This is a genomic window from Actinoplanes palleronii (assembly GCF_016862315.1).
GTDB classification, from domain to species: domain Bacteria; phylum Actinomycetota; class Actinomycetes; order Mycobacteriales; family Micromonosporaceae; genus Actinoplanes; species Actinoplanes palleronii.
Genome location: NZ_BOMS01000060.1, coordinates 1 through 19,041, shown reverse-complemented (window position 1 = coordinate 19,041; position 19,041 = coordinate 1). Strand labels below are relative to the sequence as shown.

Below are 19,041 nucleotides of genomic sequence, written 5' to 3'. Positions count from 1 at the left end.
CGAGGGGTTGTGCGTCTTACTTGCCGCCGGCGGTGCGGCGCTTGCTCCACACGTCGAAGGCGACCGCGGCGAGCAGCACCGCGCCCTTGACGAACATGACGGTTTCGGTCTGCCAGCCGAGCAGGCCGGCGCCGTTGTTGATGACACCCATGATCAGGCCACCGGTGATCGCGCCGACCACCTTGCCGACACCACCCTGCACGGCGGCGCCGCCGATGAACGCGGCCGCGATCGCGTCGAGCTCGAAGCTGTTACCGGCGGTCGGGCCGGCCAGGTTCAGCCGCCCGGCGAAGATGATGCCGGCCACCGCGGACAGCACACCCATGTTCACGAACAGCCAGAACACCACCGACTTGACCTTCACGCCAGACAGCGTCGCGGCCTGCAGGTTCCCGCCGACCGCGTAGATCTGCCGGCCGAACACGGCCCGGTTGGTGACCAGCGTGTACACGAACACCAGCACCGCGAGCAGCACCAGCACCCAGGGCAGGTTGCGGAACCGGGCGAGCTGCACGACCAGGAACATCACCAGGATCGCCGGCAGGATCGCCTTGGTCAGGAACAGCCACATCGGGTCGACGCTCTGGGCGAACTTCACCCGCCCGGCCCGGGCGCGCCACTGCATCACGACCATGCCGACCACGACGAGCAGACCGACGATGACGCTGAACGCGTCCGCGCCGCCGAGCGGGCCGAGCGCGATGTTCTTCAGGAAGCCGGGGGTGAAGCCGTTGGCCAGGGTCCGGATGTCGTCCGGGAACGGGCCGATGCCCTGGTTGCCCAGGATCCGGTAGGTGACCGCGCGGAACAGCAGCATGCCGGCCAGGGTCACGATGAAGGCGGGGATACCGAAGTACGCCACCCAGTAGCCCTGCCACGCGCCGACCAGCGCGCCGAAGACCAGCGTCGCGACGACCGCGATCGGCCAGGCCACGTGCCAGTCGACCATCATCACCGCGGCGAACGCGCCGGACGCCGCGACCACCGAACCGACCGACAGGTCGATGTGCCCGGCGATGATGATCAGGACCATGCCGATCGCGAGGACCAGGATGTAGGAGTACTGCACGATGATGTTGCTGAGGTTCTGCGGCGCGAGCAGGTCACCACCGGTCAACGCGGTGAAGATCACGATCGTCAGCGCGAGCGCGATGTAGATCCCGCTCTGCTTCAGGTCGAAGTTGACCTTCCGGGGTGCCTTGTCCGGGGCACCGGCCGGGCCCTTGCTGATCGACATGTCAGCGTTGGTAGGTGCGACGGTCACGGCGCCACCTCCTGTTCTTCCTTCGTCATGAGCGTCATGAGGCTCTCCTGCGTGGCCCCGGCGCGGTCGACCTCACCGGTGATCCGGCCCGCCGAGAGGGTGTAGATACGGTCGCAGATCCCGAGCAGCTCGGGCAGCTCGGAGGAGATGACCAGGATGGCCTTCCCCTCGTCGGCGAGCCGGTTGATGATCGTGTAGATCTCGTACTTCGCGCCGACGTCGATCCCGCGGGTCGGCTCGTCGAGGATCAGCACGTCCGGGTCAGTGAAAATCCACTTGGACAGCACGACCTTCTGCTGATTACCACCGGAGAGCTTGCCGACCACCGACTCGACACTCGGCGCCTTGATGTTCATGCTCGCCCGGAACTCGTCGGCGACCTTGCGCTCCTCGTTGCCGTCGACCCAGCCGCCCTTGGCGAGCTTGGACAGGCCGGCGGCCGAGACGTTGCGCTTGATGTCCTCGATCAGGTTCAGGCCATAGCGCTTGCGGTCCTCGGTCGCGTACGCGATGCCGTGGTTGATCGCCTCACGCACGTTGCGGGCCTGGATCTCCTTACCGTCCTTGATCAGGCGGCCGGAGATGTTCACCCCGTACGAACGGCCGAACACACTCATCGCCAGCTCGGTGCGGCCCGCGCCCATCAACCCGGCCAGACCGACGATCTCCCCACGCCGCAACGTCAGGTTCGCCTTACGGACCAGCGCCCGATCCGGCTGCGTCGGGCTGTGCACGGTCCAGTCCTCGATCCGCAGCACCTCCTCGCCGATCGTCGACTCGTGCTCCGGGTACCGGTTCTCGAGGCTCCGGCCGACCATACCCGCGATGATCTTTTCTTCGCTGAGGTTGTCGATGTCCTCGGTCCAGATCGTCTTGCCGTCACGCAGAATGGTGACGCGATCCGAAATGCCCATCACCTCGTTGAGCTTGTGCGAGATGATGACGCAGGTGATGCCCTGGTCACGCAGTCCGCGCAGCAGGTTCAGCAGGTGCTCGGAGTCGTCGTCGTTGAGCGCCGCGGTGGGCTCGTCGAGGATCAGCAGCTTGACGTCCTTGGAGAGCGCCTTGGCGATCTCCACGAGCTGCTGCTTGCCGACACCCAGCTGGATCACCGGGGTGACGGCCTTCTCGTCCAGACCGACACGGCGCAGCAGTTCGTCCGCCGCCTGGTTGGTCTCGTTCCAGTTGATCCAGCCGCGCTTGCTCCGCTCGTTGCCGAGGAAGATGTTCTCGGCGATCGAGAGGTTCGAGGCGAGCGCCAGCTCCTGGTGGATGATGACGATGCCCCGGTGCTCGCTGTCGCGGATACCGGCGAAGCTGCAGGGTTCGCCCTCGAACTCGATGTCACCCTCGTAGGTGCCGTGCGGGTAGACCCCGGACAACACCTTCATCAGGGTCGACTTGCCGGCCCCGTTCTCGCCGCAGACCGCGAGGATCTCGCCCCTGCGCACTTCCAGGTTGACATCCTGCAGCGCCTTGACGCCCGGGAACGTCTTGGTGATGCCGCTCATCCGCAGGATCGTGTCGGTCATGAAGACCCTCCTATGGGCCGGTGAAGCCCCGCGCCCCGCCCGCTGGGGGCGGGCGGGGCGCGGGGGTTCAGATCACTTCAGCTGGTCGGCCGTGTAGTAGCCGCCGTCGATGATGACCTTCTGGTAGTTGTCCTTGTCGACGATGACCGACTCGAGCAGCTGGGCCGGGACGACCTTCTTGCCGTTGTCGTAGTCCGTGGTGTTGTTCGTGGTCGGGGTCTGACCCTTGAGGATCGCGTCGGCCATCTCACCGGTCACCTTGGCCAGCTGGCGGGTGTCCTTGTAGATGGTCGAGTACTGCTCACCCGCGATGATCGACTTGACCGACGCCAGCTCGGCGTCCTGACCGGTGACGGTCGGGTACTTCTGCGCGGCGGTGCCGTAGCCACCCGACTTCAGCGCCGAGAGGATACCGATCGAGATGCCGTCGTAGGGCGAGAGCACGCCGTTGATCTTGACCGAACCCTTGTAGGTCGAGGTCAGGATGTTCTCCATGCGCTTCTGGGCCGTCTCCGGGTCCCAGCGCAGGGTCGCGACGGTCTTGAAGTCGACCTGGCCGGACTTCACGACCAGCGTGCCGTCCTTGATGTACGGGTCGAGGATGCTCTTCGCGCCGTTGAAGAAGAACGTCGCGTTGTTGTCGTCCGGCGAACCGGCGAACAGCTCGATGTTGAACGGGCCCTTCGCGTCGCCCTTGCTACCGTCCGCCTTGAGCACGCCCAGGCCGGTCAGCAGCGAGGTGGCCTGCTGCACGCCGACCTTGAAGTTGTCGAACGTCGTGTAGTAGTCGACGTTCGCGTTGCCGCGGATCAGCCGGTCGTACGAGATGACCGGGATGTTCGCGGCCTTCGCGTTGTCCAGCTGGCTCGACAGCGCGGTGCCGTCGATCGACGCGATGATCAGAAGCTTCGCGCCCTTGGTGATCTGGCTGTCCAGCTGCTGGGTCTGCGTCGGGATGTCGTTCTCCGCGTACTGCAGATCGACCTTGTAGCCCAGACCCTCGAGCTGCGACTTCAGGTTGTCGCCGTCGTGGATCCAGCGCTCCGAGGACTTCGTCGGCATGGTGATGCCGATCAGCGCGCCGGCGGTGTCGCCACCGGTCGTCGCCTTGTCCGAGGTCTTCTCGGCGTCACCACAAGCGGCCATCGTGGCCACCAGCGAGGCAGCGGCGAAAGCGGCCGCAAGCCGGGTGTATTTCACGGTGGATTCTCCTCTTTGAGAGCGGTGTTACAGGGGGCGGGCCAGGCGGTGGTACGCCTGATTCCACCGCACCCGGTCGGCGAAGTCGTCGCTCGTGGTGCGGTCATCGATGAGCAGAAGCTCGGTCTGGGCCATCGTCGCGAAGTCCCGGAGGACCTCGGCTCCGACGGCCTGGGTGAGAACCGTGTGGTGCGGTCCTCCGGCGGTGAGCCAGCACTCCGCCGACGTCGAGAGCGTCGGGGCGGGCTTCCACACCGCGCGGGCAACGGGCAGGTGGGGCAGCGGCTCGTCCGGCGGCACGACCTCGATCACGTTCGCCACCAGGCGGAACCGGTCACCCAGGTCGGCCAGGCCGACGACGACACCCGGGCCGGGCGCGGCGTCGAAGACCAGCCGGACCGGGTCCTCGCGGCCGCCGATCCCCAGCGGGTGGATCTCCACGCGGGGCTTCGAGGACGCGATGGTCGGGCAGACCTCGAGCATATGTGCCCCGAGGATCTTCGGCTCGCCCGGACCGAAGTGGTACGTGTAGTCCTCCATGAACGAGGTGCCCTTGTCGCTGCCGGCACCCATCGCCTTCACGGTGGCCAGCAGGGCGGAGGTCTTCCAGTCGCCCTCGCCGCCGAACCCGTACCCGTCGGCCATCAGCCGCTGGACGGCCAGGCCGGGCAGCTGGCGCAGGCCGCCGAGGTCCTCGAAGTTGGTGGTGAAGGCGCCGAAACCGCCCTCGGTGAGGAACTGGCGCAGGCCGGCCTCGATCCGGGCGCCGTAGCGCAGCGAGTCGTGCCGGTCGCCGCCCTTGGCCAGCTCCGGCGCCAGGTCGAAGAGCTCGGCGTACTCGGCGACCAGGTCGTCGATCGCCTTCTCGTCGACCGCGTCGACGACCTCGACCAGGTCGTTCACGCCGTACGTGTTGACCGAGACGCCGAAGCGCAGCTCGGCCTCGACCTTGTCGCCCTCGGTGACCGCGACGTCGCGCATGTTGTCACCGAAGCGGGCCAGGCGCAGCGTACGCATCCGCTGCAGGCCGGCCGCGGCCTTCGCCCAGCCGTCGATCCGGGCGGACACCACCGGGTCGCTGACGTGCCCGGCCACCGTCTTGCGCGGAACGCCGAGACGGGACTGGATGAAACCGAACTCCCGGTCGCCGTGCGCGGCCTGGTTGAGGTTCATGAAGTCCATGTCGATGGACTCCCACGGCAGCGAGATGTTGTGCTGCGTGTGCAGGTGCAGCAGCGGCTTGCGCAGCGCGTCCAGACCGGAGATCCACATCTTGGCCGGCGAGAACGTGTGCATCCAGGCGATCACACCGATCACGTCCGGATGCGCGTTCGCCTCCAGCATCACCCGCTTGATCGCGCCCGAGTCGGTGAGCACCGGCTGGGCGACGATCTCGGCGCCCACGCCGGCCGCCAGGGTCCGCTGGATCTCAGCGGACTGGTCGGCGACCTGCTGCAGCGTCTCCGGACCGTACAGGTGCTGGCTGCCGGTCAGAAACCAGATCTGCGGTTTCATCGGTTTTCCTTCGGTTCGACGGTGGTGCTGTTACCGGGCTCGGTCACCCGTTCGCCACTGGCGCATGACGTACACGACGTTCATCGTGCAGTACCGAGCACTCGGTGAAGAGCTCGTTGTAGATCTTGACTGCTTCCGAGTACGCCGGACGGCCGCGGTCGGCGCCCGGGACACGGGTCGGCTCAGCGGACATCGGGAATACCTCCACGGCGGGAGCCGGTAGGGTGGCGGCGGCCACACCTCGGCGGGAGAACCCAGTGTTATCGCTAACAAAACTCGTGTCAACGGCTCTTCGCAACAACGAGGTAACGGCCGCTTAACCCGCCCGTGCAGGCCGCTCAGGCCGGCGGCGCCACGCTCTCACGCACTACCAATTGTGCCGGAACGATCACGGTGTCGGCGGGCACCGGCGCTTCTTTCATCTGACCCAGCAGCAGGGTGAGCGCGGCCCGGGCCACGTCGCCGAAGGACTGCCGCACGGTGGTCAGCGGCGGGATGAAGTACGCCGCCTCGGGCACGTCGTCGAAACCGATCACGCTGACGTCGTGCGGCACCCGGCGGCCACGCTCGTGCAGCGCCCGCAGCACGCCCATGGCCAGGTGGTCGTTGGCCGCGAAGACCGCGGTGACCTCGGGCATCCGGGCCAGCATCTGCCCGGCGCGGTACCCCTCGGCGGCCGACCAGTCCGCGCTCAGCAGCGGCGGCACCTCGCGGCCGGCCTCCTGCAGCGTCTGCCGCCAGCCGTGGATCCGGCCGGCCGAGTCGAACCACTCGGTCGGCCCGGAGACGTGCCAGACCGTCTCGTGGCCGGCCTCCAGGAGGTGCCGCACCGCGGCCCGGGCGCCGGCCACCTGATCCACCGTGACCAGCGGACGGCCGGCCGCCGGGTCGCCGTCGATGAACACCACCGGCACGTCGGCCGGGATCTCCGCCAGGGCCTCGGTGGCCGACGCGACCTGGGCGATCACCACCAGGCCGGCGACCCGCTGGTCCAGATGCCGGTCCACCACCGCGGAGATCGAGTCGCGGTCCAGCTCGCGGACGCTGCCCACGCTCACCGCGAAACCGGCGTCCGCGGCGGCCTGCTCGAACTCGGTCAGCATCGAGGCCGGGCCGTACAGCATGCTGTTGCGGGCGACCACGCCGATCAGCTGGGAACGGCCGGTGACCAGGGCCCGGGCCGCCCGGTTGGGGCGGTAGCCGAGCTCGGCGATGGCGGCGCGCACCCGCAGGCGGGTCTGCTCCTTGACGTTGGGATGATCGTTGAGGACGCGGGAGACGGTCTGGTGGGAGACCCCGGCCAGCCGCGCCACGTCCGTCATCGCCGGGGAACGGGATCCCTTGGTCTCCACTTGCGCACCTCGCCAGGTCCGGATCTGATGGAGCGTACGGCGAGCCGCGCGTCTCCCGATGTGGGAAATGTTATCGATAACAATGCTCGGTCCGCGAGCCCGTCGCGGCAGGCTGTGCACAGCCCCGTACTCTCGGCTGCGATGGACGGGAAACCCATGATCAGCAGCCACGTCGAGCCCGGCTCCGCGGGCGACGAGGGATTCACCTCCCTGCGCCGGCCCGCACGGCCGCGCGCCGAACGATACGAGATGGGTCGCTCGTTGCGCGAGCGGTCCCCCCGGTCGGACATGGCGCAGTGGCGTCCGGGCACCTCCCGGCCCGACCCGGTGGCCCAGGTGACCGACTCGCACGAGGGCCGGTTGCCCTGGCTCGTCCCGGTCCGGGTGGGCCGCATGATCGCCAACCCGTACGCGTTCCTGCGCGGCACCGCCGGGCTGATGGCCGACGACTTCGCCACCCTGCCGCACACCGGCATCACCCCGGTCATCTGCGGTGACGCCCACCTCGGCAACTTCGGGTTCTACGCCTCGCCGGAGCGAGAGCTGGTCTTCGACCTCAACGACTTCGACGAGGCGCACCCCGGCCCCTGGGAGTGGGACCTGCGCCGCCTGGTGGTCAGCGTCTACGTGGCCGGCCGGGTCAACGGCTTCCGCGAGCACGAGTGCGCCGACGCCGTGCAGCACTGCGTCGAGGAGTACCGCGAGCAGATCTCCGACCTGTCCGGCCGTCCGCTGCTGGCCCGGTCGTTCGACCAGCTCAACGTGGACGCGATGCGGTCCGCGGCGAGCAAGGCCAGCTTCCGCGACGAGATCGAGCGGGCCGCCCGCCGGGCCCGCCGGCGCACCAGCGACCGCGCGCTGCCCCGGTTCACCGAGCGCCGCGACGGCACCCGGCGGCTGGTCACCGAGCCGCCGGTGATCACCCGGCCGCCGGACGGTGACCGGGAGCTGGTCGAGGAGGCCCTGGACGGGTTCCTGAACACGCTCAAGCCGCACTGGGCGCGGATCCTCGGCGGGTACCGGATCGTCGACGTCGCGCACAAGGTGGTCGGCGTGGGGTCGGTGGGACTGCGGGCGTACGTCGCGCTGTGCGAGGGCAGCGACCCCGAGGACGTGGTGTTCCTGCAGCTCAAGCAGGCCCGCCGGTCGGTCATCGCGAAACATCAGCACGGCGCGCTGGCCTGGCACCGGCACCAGGGCCAGCGGGTGGTGGAATACCAGCAGGCGCTGCAGACCGTCAGCGACCCGCTGCTCGGCTGGACCACCGTGGGCGAGCACCAGTACTACGTGCGGCAGTTCCGCGACATGAAGGGCGCCATCCTCGTCGAGGACATCAACGCCGGCGCGCTCGCCGACTACGCCGGGATCTGCGGCTACCTGCTGGCCAAGTCGCACGCCCGGACCAGCGGGGCGTCGATGATCGCCGGGTATGTCGGCGGCAGCGACAAGATGGACGAGTCGCTGGCCCGTTTCGCCCGCACCTACGCCGACCAGGTGGAGCGCGACCACACCGCGCTGGTCGCCGCTGTCCGGCGCGGCGAGCTGGCGGCCGAGACCGCATGACAACCGTTTGTGGTACGACCAGAGGAGAGCAAGCGTGAGCGGGACCGTGCCGATGGAATCGCCGGCGCTGCGGGAGTTCTGGGTCGAGCGGCACCTGTGCACGCTGACCACGCTGCGGGCCGACGGGTCGCCGCACGTGGTCGCGGTCGGCGCCACCCTCGACCCGGTCACCGGGATCGCCCGGGTGATCGCGTCCGGCGGCTCGGCGAAGGTCCGGCACGTCCGCAACGGCCAGCAGCGGGTGGCGATCTGCCAGCTCGACGGGCCGCGCTGGAGCACCGTCGAGGGGATCGCGGTGATCCGCGACGACCCGGAGACGGTCGCCGACGCGGAACGCCGGTACGCCGCGCGCTACCGGACCCCGCGGCCGAACCCGGCCCGGGTGGTGATCGAGGTGTCGGTGACCCGGGTGCTCGGCTCGGCCTCACTGCTCCCGTCGGCCGCTGCTCCGCGCTGACGCCGCCATCGGCGCAGCGCCACCACGGCCAGCACGATCAGCCCGGTGGTCACCATGATCGCGCCGGGGAACTTCACCATGTGCGCGAGCCCCTCACCGTCCGGCAGCACGGCGAACGCCGCGACGATCGCCACCGCCATCACCGCCCGGGTCCGCACGGTGGTGGCGGCCAGCAGGATCAGCGGCCACAGCGCATACCAGGAGAGCACCACCGGGGCCAGCGCCACCGTGGCGACCAGCGCGAGGGCCGCGCCGTGGAGCGCGGCCCGGCCCGGGTCGGCCCGGTACCGCAGCGCCCGGACCCAGATCGCGACCAGCACGACGGCGAGGACGACCAGGGCGGCCGCCCTGGCCGCCGGGACCGCGTTGAAACCGGCTTCGAACGGCCGGCCGAGATAGGTCAGCGTCATCCCGACCGCGGTCGGCAGCGAGGAGAACTGGACCAGGATCTCGCTCTCCCGCAGCCCGGCGATCCAGCCGTAACCCAGCCCACCGGCCGCGGTGATCCCGGCAAACGTCGCCACCGCCGCCCCACCGACCCCCACTCCCCCGACAACCAGCCCGCGCCCCAGATCCCAGCTGGTCCTCAGGGGTGTCTCGGAGTGCCCGAGACACCCCTGAGAACCAGCCGACACCGGGCCACGCGCCACCGCCCGGACCGCATCCGGGCTGGCGGTCAGGGGTGCCTCCGAACCCCCGAGACACCCCTGAGAACCAGCCGACACCGGGCCACGCGCCACCGCCCGGACCGCATCCGGGCTGGCGGTCAGGGGTGTCTCGGAGGGCTCGAGGGGCCCCTGAGAACCAGCCGGGGTCCGGCGGGGCGGGGCGGCATTTCGGTTCTTGCCGAGCGCGGCGGTGACCAGCAGGATCGCGAACGGGATGGCGACCACGGCTGTGGCTTTGACCGCTACCGCACAGCCCAGCAGCGCGCCTGCGCCGAGCACCGCGGCCGGGTGCCGGGGGAAGCGGGCCACCAGGGCGAGCCCGCCGATCAGGAAGCCGAGCATCAGCGCGTCGTTGTGCGGGCCGCCGAGCAGGTGCGCGCCGATCAACGGGCCGGCCAGGGCCACCCACAGCGCCCGGGCCGGCGGCACCCCGCAGCGCCGGGCCAGCGCCGGCAGGCCCGCCGCGACCCCGGCCATCCCGGCCAGCGCGAGCAGCCGGAACAGCAGCAGCGGCACGGTCATCCCGGCGTCGACCGGCAGCGTGTCGGCGAGCCACAGCACCCCGGCCGCGGCCAGCACGAACAGCGGCCCGTACGGCGTCAGCGTGTCCCGCCACAGCGGCGCCACGTCGTCCAGCCACGTGCAGGGCAGCGCCGTCGCGGTGTGCGTGTACGGGCTCAGCCCGTGCCGGTACAGCTCGCCCTGGCAGGCGTAGGAGTACACGTCCCGGCTCCCGTACGGCGGGGCCAGCAGGAACGGCGCCGACCACAGCGCGACGGTGCCCAGCACCCAGCGCGGCGTGAACGTCCGGTCCCGGCCGCTCCACCAGGCGTACCCCTGGATCGCGGTGCCCACCAGCCAGCAGCACAGCACCGCCGGGCCGTGCCCACCGATCCCGGCGGCGACCGCGAGCAGCACCGCACCGCCGAAGCCGGTCCAGCGCAGCGTCCGCGAGCTCACCACCGTCAGATCGTCGCGACGCTGGATGAGCGGAAGGCCAGGCCTGGACGAACGCCAGACGGCCATCCGGTTCGGTGAATGTTCACCCGGGTCCGTTCTTATCGAGGTCGAGGAATGGAGTCTTATCGAGGTCGAGGAATGGAGGCAACCAACCATGGCATTCTCGGCCACCCTGGCAAGCGTCACGCTCGCCGCCGCCCTGACCGTCACTCCGGGCGCCGGCCGGCGCGCTGATCCGTACCGAAAAGATCGAAGCGGCGTGGGCCGACGCCCACACCGCCGTTTCCCTGATCCTTGAGTCTGTTTTCGATCAGGCCGCGGCGGCGTGCGGCCGCGACATTTCCGGTACGGCGGGGAGCGCCGCGCCGAGCACCTCCGCGTAGTGGCCGAGCAGCTGATCGCCGACCGTGGCCCAGCTGCGCCCCGCGATCGCGGACCGGCCCGCCTGGCCCATCGCGCGCCGCACCATCGGGTCGGCGGCCAGCCGGGCCACCGCCCGGGTGAACCCGGCCGCCTCGTGCGGCGGCACCAGGAAGCCGGTCAGCCCGTCGCGGACCAGGTCACACGGGCCGCCCTTGGCCGGGGCGACGACCGGTACGCCGCTGGCCATCGCCTCCTGCACGGTCTGGCCGAACGTCTCGAACGGGCCGGTGTGCGCGAAGACGTCCAGGCTCGCGTAGATCCGGGCGAGCTGGCTGCCGTGCCGCGCGCCGAGGAACGTGGCGGTGGGCAGCGCCCGGCGGAGCATCCCGCGGGCCGGCCCGTCACCGATCACCACCAGTCGCACCCCGGGCAGCGCCGCGACGCCGGCCAGCAGGTCGACCTCCTTCTCGACGGCGAGCCTGCCGACGAAACCGACCAGGATCTCGCCGTCTCGGCAGAGCGCCCGGCGCACCCCGGCACTGCGCCGGTTTGGCTGAAAACGCACATCGTCGACGCCCCGGCGCCACAGGTGCACGCGCTCGATGCCGTGCTCGCGCAGCGCGGTCATCGACTCGGTGGACGGCGCCAGCGTGCGGGAGGCGCCGTTGTGCAGCCGCCGGATCCAGCGCCAGGACAACTGCTCGCAGACGCCCAGCTGGCGGGCCCGGGCGTAGGCCGCGACGTCGGTCTGATAGATCGCGACCGTGGGCAGGCCCAGCGACGCGGCCGCGGTCCGCGCCCACGCGCCGAGCACGAACGGGCTGGCCAGGTGGACGACCTCGGCGCCGTGCGAGCGGATCGCGGAACGCAGCGCGGGGACGGGCAGGCCGAGCCGGATCTGCGGATAGCCGGGCAGCGGCACCGAGGGGACCCGGACCACCGGGTAGGGCATGGTGATCGGCGCCGGACCGGGGGCGGGCTCCGGGGCGATCACGATCGGTTCGTGGCCGGTGCGGACGAGGTGCTCCGCGGTACGGACCACCGAGTGGGCGACGCCGTTGACATCCGGCAGGAAGGACTCTGTGACCAGCGCGATGCGCATGCGTACAGGGGACGGGCGGGCCGGGTCCGCGCGGCGACGCCCTCGTGATGCGCGGCTGAACGATTGCTGACATCACTGATGTTCGGCTCTGCGTCGCTCGCGTGTCGCCACCACGTCGCCGCGGTGGGCGGAATCGGCGCTTGCCGCGGGGGCTTGCGGAGGGTGAGGGGTCATTGGCGGGTGGTGATGCGTGCGGGGTGGCTTTTGTGGGGATTGTCGGGAAGATTCTGTGAATCGGGTGTGCAGAAATCTGGCGGCTTTACTTGCGGATCCGTCGATCGTCATGATCAGCCGGTGACGCCGACGCCCGGGATCCTGCGCTTGATGGACACGCTGGGTGCTGTGGACGGGTTGCTGCCGCGCGCCGACAACTCCTACCCGCCGACCGTGACCTGGGACGATGGGCCGTGCGGGTGGACGGCAGCCAAGGCGCTGTCGGCCGGCGGGTTCACCGTGGGTGAGCACTTCTGGGGTGGGGCGCTCGCCGACGTACCCGATCTGGAACCCTGCGTCTTTCAGCGGATCCTGCGCCCGCGAACCGCGGCCCTGCTCTATCTGCACGCCCCGGAACCGGACTCCCCGGCCGGAGACGCGGCACTCGGCAAGCGGGTCTTCGCCACCGACCTGCCCGGTGAGGGACATCAGCCCGGCGGCCTGGCGGACGAGCTCGCCGTGCACCTGCTGCTCGGCGAGGTGGATCCGGAATCCGCCGGCGGATGCGACTTCGGCGGCGACACGGTGTTCGAGGCGATGGGCGCCGCGGTGCGCCGCACGTTCGGCGACCGGCACGGCCTCTTCGACATCGCCCGCCGCGTCGTCATCTGACGACCCGTGGTGACGGCGGATCGCCGCTCGACCCGGTTCGAAACCGAGGTCCCCACGCCTCAGGTGCGCGCCCGGCCGTGTGAAGTTGCGGGATGGCAGCGCAGAGCGTGGTGCTGGGATCATTTCGGCGAACTCTGTCAGAGGCGAGCGCGTCCGTGGGCAGCGGGCCGAGATCGTCTGCCGGGGTGGCCGTTCGAGAGCGGGGAGTCCGTCGGGATGAGGCCGGCAGAGGTGGCGGGGCACTGGGGTTATCTGCGGGCGGTCGCCGAGGCGCTCGAGGCGGCCGGGTTGCCGGTGGCCGACTGGCGGGCCGATCCGGGAGTGCCCCGGGACGGCTGGATCCCGTTCGACCGTGGTCGGCCGTCCGTGGTGACCTGGGAACACGACCAGGCCGGCCTCAGCTGGTCGGAGGTCGACGGCTGGAGTCTGCTTCTGATCAACACACCGGGCCGGCGGACGGCGGTGCGGTTGCCGGTGCCCCTCGTGGCCGCGCCGTTCTCGCTGGTCCAGGCGGTCGCTGCCCAGGCAGGCCACTTTCTCCAGCCCGGCGACTCCCCTACCAGCATGGATTTCGACGGGCCGCCGGGAACACCGGAGTTCGAACACGCCCTGTCCCGCTACGCCTGACCACCCCGTCCCCGCCTGGCCGCCAGCGGCACCTCCCGGCCACCGACACACCCCCCAAGACCAGCCGGGCGGCGCCGGCTGGGCGCCAGCGGTGCCTCCCGGCCGCGGACACACCCCCCAAGACCAGCCGGGCGGCGCCGGCTGGGCGCCAGCGGTGCCTCCTGGGTGCGGACACACCCCTCAGGGCCAGCTGGGAACTGGTGTGATCGGCGGTGCTGCGGGTGCGCTGTGTGATGGAGCGGGACGGTCAAGGGGGTCGCCGGTGGAGCGGTTATCGGGATGGGGCCGGCGAGGGGACGGTGTCGTGGGGTTCGGTCCGGCGGGATGCCGGGGCCGGGGCTGCGGGTGGGGTGCGGGTGTCGGCGCGGAGGGCGGCGCAGTAGGTGACGGCGCCGAGAGTGGCCAGGGTGGCGATCGCGGTGAAGACCGGCCTCAGGCCGGCAGCCTGGAGGACCGGGCCGGCGGCGGCGAAGGCCAGGAAAGCGGCGAGGTTCTCCGCGGTGGTCACGGCGGTCAGTACCTGCGGGCGGATCGGGGTGGGTGTGCGGAGCGTGAAGCGGGTGTTGAGGGTGGCCGCGCAGAGCGGGGTGGCCAGGCCGGAGAGGAACAGGGCCACCGCCAGCAGGGAGATCCGAGAGGACAGCAGCAGCCAGAGCGGGAGCGCGAGGACGACGGCGGCCAGGGCCAGCGCGGTGTCCCGCAGGCGGGCGATGACCAGGAGGGCGAGGATGCCGCCGGCGGCGAGGCCCGCACCGTTCGCGGCGGTGAGCAGGCCGAGCACTCGAGGATCGCCGCCGAGGTCGTGCAGGACCAGGACCGGGAGGCAGGCGAAGATGGCCGGGGTGGCCAGGGCGATCAGGAGCAGCGCGGCCAGGAACAGCCGGAGCGATCGGTGCCGGACCACGTGGCGCAGCCCGGCCAGGAGGTCAGGGGCGCCAGATTTGCCCGACCTATCGGGTTCATCCGCTATTTCGGATCTATCCACTGTGGGCGGATGGTCCGTGATACCCGGCTGGCTTGCGGAGTCTGGGCGGCCCGGGCGGTCAGCGAGGTCAGCGAGACCTGGACTGCCTGGGCGGGCGCCACTGGAGCGTGGTCGGTCAGCGAGGTCTGCGAGATCCGGACTGCCGGGACGGGGGTCCGTGGGGTGCGGGACGCGGGGCGGGACGCGGGGCGAGACGCGGGGCGGGACGTGGACGAAGAGCAGGACGATCAGGAACGAGACGGCGTAGCTGGCCGCGTCGAGCCACAGGACCTCGGCCGCGCCCATCGTGGCGATCAGGACGCCGCCGAGGGCCGGGCCGGCCAGGGCGCCGACCCGGGTGGCCGCGTCGATCAGGCTGTTCGCCCGGGCCAGACGCCCCTCGCCCGCCGGGGCATCGTCCTCCCCGATCACGCGAGAGGCACGGATGCGCTGCCGGCCGATCCGGGAGAGTGCCGAGCGCGGTTCGCGGGTGGGAGCCGCGGCGAGCAGGTCGGGGAGGATCAGGCGCTGGGAGGCGATGTAGGGGGCGGTGAACAGACCCAGGCCGAAGGAGATCGCCAGCAGGGCCGGGAAGGTCAGCAGGCCGGCCGCGTGGAGCAGCGGGACCAGGGCCATCAGCGGGGCCCGGGCGGCGTCGCCGAGGAGCATCGTGCGGCGGGCGCCCAGGCGCTGAACCAGGCGGCCGCTGGGGATGCCGACCAGGACGACACCCAGGAACTCGACGGTCAGGACCGCGGACATCCGGGTCGGGGAACCCGAGGTGACCAGGATGAACCACGGCAGCGCCAGGACCGTCAGCCAGGAGCCGAACGTGGAGATGAGCTTCGCGGTGAAGAGCGCTGCCAGCGGCACGGTCAGACCTCCGGCGAGACGGGGGCTGCATCGCGGGCCGGCAGGGCGTACCCGAAGAAGTTGATTTTGCGGGCCTCGGTCTGGCGCGGGCGCGGCGAACCGGTGTACTCGGCGATGATCGCCTTGATCCTGGTGGTCGCCTCGGCGACCTCGTCGGCGGTCAGGTAGCCGACGTCGTAGCCGATCCAGGCGGCCTCGCGCCAGGCCGGGTCGAGGGTGTCCTCGGCGCGGCGGTACTCGTCGAGTTCGTCCAGGTGGCGGGCGACCATCTGGTCACGCAGGGCGCGGGCGGCGGCGACGAACTCCGGTGAGCCGGTGCCGGCCCAGGTGATCCCCCGGCCGGTGGCGCGCCAGGGGCGTTCGCGGCCGCGGGCCAGCTCGGTGGCCGGCTCGACCAGGTCCCATTTGACCAGCTGGGCGACGTGATAGCTGACCGAGGCGGTGGACTCGCCGGTGCGGTCGGCGAGCTGACGGCCGGTGGCCGGGCCGTCGACGGTGAGCAGCTCCAGCAGCTGGATCCGGGCCGGGTGGGCGAGGGCGCGCAGGGCGCGGGGATCGGTGATCCGACGGGCTTCCATTTAGCCAACATATCTTGGCCAAGAGTTCTTGGCTATCGATCGGCACGGGTCGCACAAAGTGCTGTTGACTGCGGTGGCGTCCGGGCGGAAGGTCGGGGGAAGACGACGGAGTGAACCGTGAACCTTCTCGACGCCAGTCGCATCGCCCTGATGATCGCCGCGCCGCCGCTGATCATCGCCACCGCGCGGCACGTGCCGCGCTGCTGGCACGCGTTCGCCGAACGGGTGCGGGAGCGGGCGCCGATCGAACCGCAGCCGTACGGGCTGCCGATCGAGAAGCTCGCCGCCGACCTGCGCCGGCTGCTCCGGCTGCACGGGGAACTGACCGCGTCGGCACAGTCGGCACTGTGCGCGCACCGGGTGTGGGCGGTGGAGGCCGCGATCGGGGCCAGGGCGATCGAGGCGGCCGGGGCGCTCGGCGTTCGGCACCCGGGGCCGGACCGGGCGGGGCTGCTCACCCGTACCGAGATCTCGGCCTTGCTCACCGACCTCGCCGGCGCCGGACTGGTCCTCCCGGCCCGCGCCTGCCCGTTCACCCCGGACGGCCGCCTCTGAGCGGCGGACCTCGACCCAGAAAAGACCTCGACCCACCGGGACCTCGACCCGAAGCCCAAGAACGGCGGCGGGATCAGATCCCGCCGCCGCCTCTCGTCCCGGCCTGGTACGCCCTGAGCCGCCAAGCGCCCGGGGAGTCGGGGGCGGTCTCCCGGGCGGGTCGTTCAAGGGCGCAGAAAGCAGCCGCCAGAACTGGGGGGCGGCGGCCGCTCGGCCGGGGAGCTGTGGGCCGCCGTGGACATCGTCGGCCGCAGCGGGCGGGCCGTGTCCTTCGTGGACCGGGCCGCACCACAACCGTGCCAGGCCGGACCCCCATGATCCGCAGAACGCGACGGTGGCGTTGGACACGTTCCGTCACCTGATCAGGGTCGCCCGGCAGTTCGTAGCTTTCCTGAAAAGGAGCTTAAGAAGTGCTTAATTCGATCACGTTCCCGCACCCGGCGGACAGTCACCGTCGTTGATCGGGGCGCGTCGTCCGCCGCTCTACCGGAGATCCGGCATAGTCACTGCTCACAACATTGAACCGGGGGCACCCGGCGGACGTATGAAGAGTCGACCGAGTACTCCCGGCGGGCTGCGGCGCCGGGTCGGTCACCGGCCGCGGTGCCCTCGCGAGCCCGGTTCGGGGGAACCGCAGAGCGGTAGCGCGCTACGCAAATCCGTGATTAACCTTCCACATCCACCACGTGGCGGCGGTTGATCCGGGTACGCGAGGGGCGGGCACCGGGGGGCGCGGAGGTGGTCCAGGGTGAGGACGGTGGCACATATGCGGCGACGGGGCGGTGGGACATTCCCGAGCCGTAGCGGAGTCGCGTCATGAGCTTCGAGGACGACGAGTATTGGGACGACGAGTACAACGAGTACTCGATGATGCCCAAATACGCTGTGGTGCAGCAACGTCACTTCGAGAAGCGGACGTCTCCCGACGATGTCATCCCCACCCGCCGGCCGAACACGGAGAGTGACGGTAACGCGCCGCGCCGTATGCAGCGCGCCGGTGAGCCGGCCGCGCCGTTCGACGACAAGCGCCCCAGCTGGCTGAACGACCCGGACTTCGTCCCGATCGACACGTCGGTCGAGAACCTCTCCGGCGACGACTTCGACGACATCGACTTCAACCGCCCCGAGCTGGGCGTGGACTTCGACAAGCCGGACTTCCCGATCGTGGACCCGGCCGCCCTGCAGAACCCGGAACGCCAGCGCCGCCCGCAGAACGACGGGCGCGGCGCGCGACCGGCCGAACGGTACGGAACGCGCCGTCCCGAGGACGAGCGCGGACGCCGGCGTGAGGACGACCGCCGGGACTTCGCCGACTACGCGGACGACCGTGGCCGCGGCCGGGACGACCGGCGCGAGACGGACGAGCGCTGGGGCGGCACCCGCCAGCGGCCCGCCGCCGAACGCCGCGACGAGCGCTGGGACGACGACCGGCGAGGCGTACGGCGCGAGGACGAGCGCCGGGACGAGGCCGCACCGCGCCGCCGGGCGCCGGAACCCCGGCCCGAGGACCGGGACGACCGGCACGACATCGAACGGCCCGCGGCCCGTCGCGGGTTCGAGGACGAGCGTGGCCGCGGTCCCGCCGCGCAGCCCTGGGCGGACGAGGACTTCGGTCCGATCCGGCCCCCGGGCGGCCGGCGGACCCGGCGTGACGAGGACGAGGACCTCCGGCGCGGTCCGGCGCGGCACACCGACCGGCCGGCGACCCCCGGCCGGGCACCGATGCCGGTCGGCAACGACAACGATCGGTACGACGGCCGCGCCCGCCCGCAGGACGCCGACCTGTCCCGCCGGTACCCGGACGCCGACCCGCCCCTGGTCGCCGCCCGCGAACCGGCCCGTGGACGCGACGACGAGCCGCTCGACCTGCGCGCCCAGAAGTGGGACGGCGACGAGGAGGACTGGACGACCGACGACCGTTCGGTCGCCCGGAGCGAGCCGGTCGTGCTGGACGGCGAGTACTACGAGACGCCGGGCGAGCCGGTCGAACCGCAGCCGCGCGACGACGAGCGCAAGCCGCGGGTGGTGCGACGGGCCGATCCGCCCGTACTCCCGAAGGTGGTCAGCCGGGCCACACCGCCGCCCGTGCCGCGCGTCGTCAAGAGCGAGCCGCCGGTCGCGCCGCGGGTTGTCGCGGCGCCGCAGCCGACGGCGCCCGCGCGGGTGACGGGCGCGGCCGCGTCGCAGGTCCCGGTCACGCCGGCCGCCGCGGCGCCGCCGGCTTCCACCGGACCTTCCGACGCCTCGGATGCGTCGGTTGCGGTTCGTCCGCAGGTTCCGGTTTCAACCGATTCTGGTACGTCCACAGCGCACCGGAGCGGGTCCCGCCCCGAGAACGGCGCGCCGGAGCCGGCGGGCAGGCCGGAGTCTCGCGGTCCCGGCACGGAGGGCGGCTGGGTGGTTCGCCCGGCCGAGTCGGAGCGTGCGCCGGCGCCTGCGCCTGTCGCGGCGAGTGGGGTGCCCGGCCAGCCGGGTGGTCCGCGTCAGGCCGGGGTGCCCGGCCAGCCGGTCGATCCGCGTCAGGCCGGGGTGCCTGGACAACCGATTGATGCCCGCCAGGCCGGGATGCCTGGACAGCCCGTTGACCCGCGCCAGGCCGGGATGCCTGGACAACCCGTTGACCCGCGCCAGGCCGGGATGCCT

General features: G+C 71.2%; 14 protein-coding genes and 1 pseudogene. 6 read left to right on the top strand and 9 right to left on the bottom strand.

Annotation, left to right across the window (positions count from 1 at the left end; all coding sequences use genetic code 11):
- Positions 1 to 16: 16 nt before the first annotated feature.
- From mmsB to Apa02nite_RS22315, 5 genes are all read right to left on the bottom strand, one after another.
- On the bottom strand, positions 17 to 1,264 hold the full coding sequence (gene mmsB / locus Apa02nite_RS22335; protein WP_203826721.1) for a multiple monosaccharide ABC transporter permease: 1,248 nt from the start codon (positions 1,262 to 1,264) through the stop codon (positions 17 to 19).
- On the bottom strand, positions 1,261 to 2,796 hold the full coding sequence (gene mmsA / locus Apa02nite_RS22330) for a multiple monosaccharide ABC transporter ATP-binding protein (RefSeq protein WP_067688148.1): 1,536 nt from the start codon (positions 2,794 to 2,796) through the stop codon (positions 1,261 to 1,263). Before mmsA ends, mmsB begins: the two co-directional genes overlap by 4 nt.
- Positions 2,797 to 2,868: 72 nt before the next feature.
- On the bottom strand, positions 2,869 to 3,996 hold the full coding sequence (gene chvE, locus Apa02nite_RS22325) for a multiple monosaccharide ABC transporter substrate-binding protein (RefSeq protein WP_067688145.1): 1,128 nt from the start codon (positions 3,994 to 3,996) through the stop codon (positions 2,869 to 2,871).
- Between the two features lie 27 nt (positions 3,997 to 4,023).
- Positions 4,024 to 5,511, bottom strand: a complete 1,488-nt coding sequence (araA, locus tag Apa02nite_RS22320) for an L-arabinose isomerase (protein ID WP_203826720.1) — start codon at positions 5,509 to 5,511, stop codon at positions 4,024 to 4,026.
- Between the two features lie 338 nt (positions 5,512 to 5,849).
- Entirely contained in the window at positions 5,850 to 6,833 is a 984-nt protein-coding gene (locus tag Apa02nite_RS22315; RefSeq protein ID WP_067688140.1) for a LacI family DNA-binding transcriptional regulator, read from the bottom strand.
- Between the two features lie 171 nt (positions 6,834 to 7,004).
- On the opposite strand from Apa02nite_RS22315, the gene Apa02nite_RS22310 reads away from it, so the two are divergent.
- Positions 7,005 to 8,426 (top strand): DUF2252 domain-containing protein, encoded by a 1,422-nt coding sequence (locus Apa02nite_RS22310; RefSeq protein ID WP_203826719.1) that lies wholly within the window; start codon positions 7,005 to 7,007, stop codon positions 8,424 to 8,426.
- A gap of 34 nt (positions 8,427 to 8,460) precedes the next feature.
- Positions 8,461 to 8,883, top strand: coding sequence for a TIGR03618 family F420-dependent PPOX class oxidoreductase (locus Apa02nite_RS22305; protein ID WP_275412506.1), 423 nt, complete (start codon positions 8,461 to 8,463; stop codon positions 8,881 to 8,883).
- On the opposite strand, the gene mptB is transcribed toward Apa02nite_RS22305, so the two are convergent.
- Positions 8,778 to 10,514, bottom strand: a complete 1,737-nt coding sequence (gene mptB / locus Apa02nite_RS51130) for a polyprenol phosphomannose-dependent alpha 1,6 mannosyltransferase MptB (protein WP_239164476.1) — start codon at positions 10,512 to 10,514, stop codon at positions 8,778 to 8,780. The genes Apa02nite_RS22305 and mptB overlap by 106 nt on opposite strands.
- 307 nt (positions 10,515 to 10,821) lie before the next feature.
- Positions 10,822 to 11,976, bottom strand: coding sequence for a glycosyltransferase family 4 protein (locus Apa02nite_RS22295; RefSeq protein WP_203826718.1), 1,155 nt, complete (start codon positions 11,974 to 11,976; stop codon positions 10,822 to 10,824).
- 294 nt (positions 11,977 to 12,270) lie between these two features.
- Between Apa02nite_RS22295 and Apa02nite_RS22290 the strand changes: the two genes are divergently transcribed.
- Together Apa02nite_RS22290 and Apa02nite_RS22285 are read left to right on the top strand one after the other, a co-directional pair.
- Entirely contained in the window at positions 12,271 to 12,801 is a 531-nt protein-coding gene (locus Apa02nite_RS22290) for a hypothetical protein (RefSeq protein WP_203826717.1), read from the top strand.
- Positions 12,802 to 13,017: 216 nt separating this feature from the next.
- Positions 13,018 to 13,428, top strand: coding sequence for a DUF6292 family protein (locus Apa02nite_RS22285; protein WP_203826716.1), 411 nt, complete (start codon positions 13,018 to 13,020; stop codon positions 13,426 to 13,428).
- Positions 13,429 to 13,699: 271 nt separating this feature from the next.
- Here the strand turns inward: Apa02nite_RS22285 and Apa02nite_RS22280 are convergent, their stop codons facing one another.
- Both Apa02nite_RS22280 and Apa02nite_RS22275 read right to left on the bottom strand, forming a co-directional pair.
- Positions 13,700 to 15,265: an MFS transporter gene (locus Apa02nite_RS22280; RefSeq protein WP_203826715.1), complete on the bottom strand. Its 1,566-nt coding sequence runs from the start codon at positions 15,263 to 15,265 to the stop codon at positions 13,700 to 13,702.
- Between the two features lie 2 nt (positions 15,266 to 15,267).
- Positions 15,268 to 15,843: a winged helix-turn-helix domain-containing protein gene (locus Apa02nite_RS22275; RefSeq protein WP_203826714.1), complete on the bottom strand. Its 576-nt coding sequence runs from the start codon at positions 15,841 to 15,843 to the stop codon at positions 15,268 to 15,270.
- A 117-nt stretch (positions 15,844 to 15,960) separates the two neighbouring features.
- Between Apa02nite_RS22275 and Apa02nite_RS22270 the strand changes: the two genes are divergently transcribed.
- Both Apa02nite_RS22270 and Apa02nite_RS22265 read left to right on the top strand, forming a co-directional pair.
- Entirely contained in the window at positions 15,961 to 16,398 is a 438-nt protein-coding gene (locus Apa02nite_RS22270; protein ID WP_239164475.1) for a hypothetical protein, read from the top strand.
- Positions 16,399 to 17,214: 816 nt separating this feature from the next.
- Positions 17,215 to 19,041: pseudogene (locus Apa02nite_RS22265) on the top strand (hypothetical protein); the annotation flags it as partial.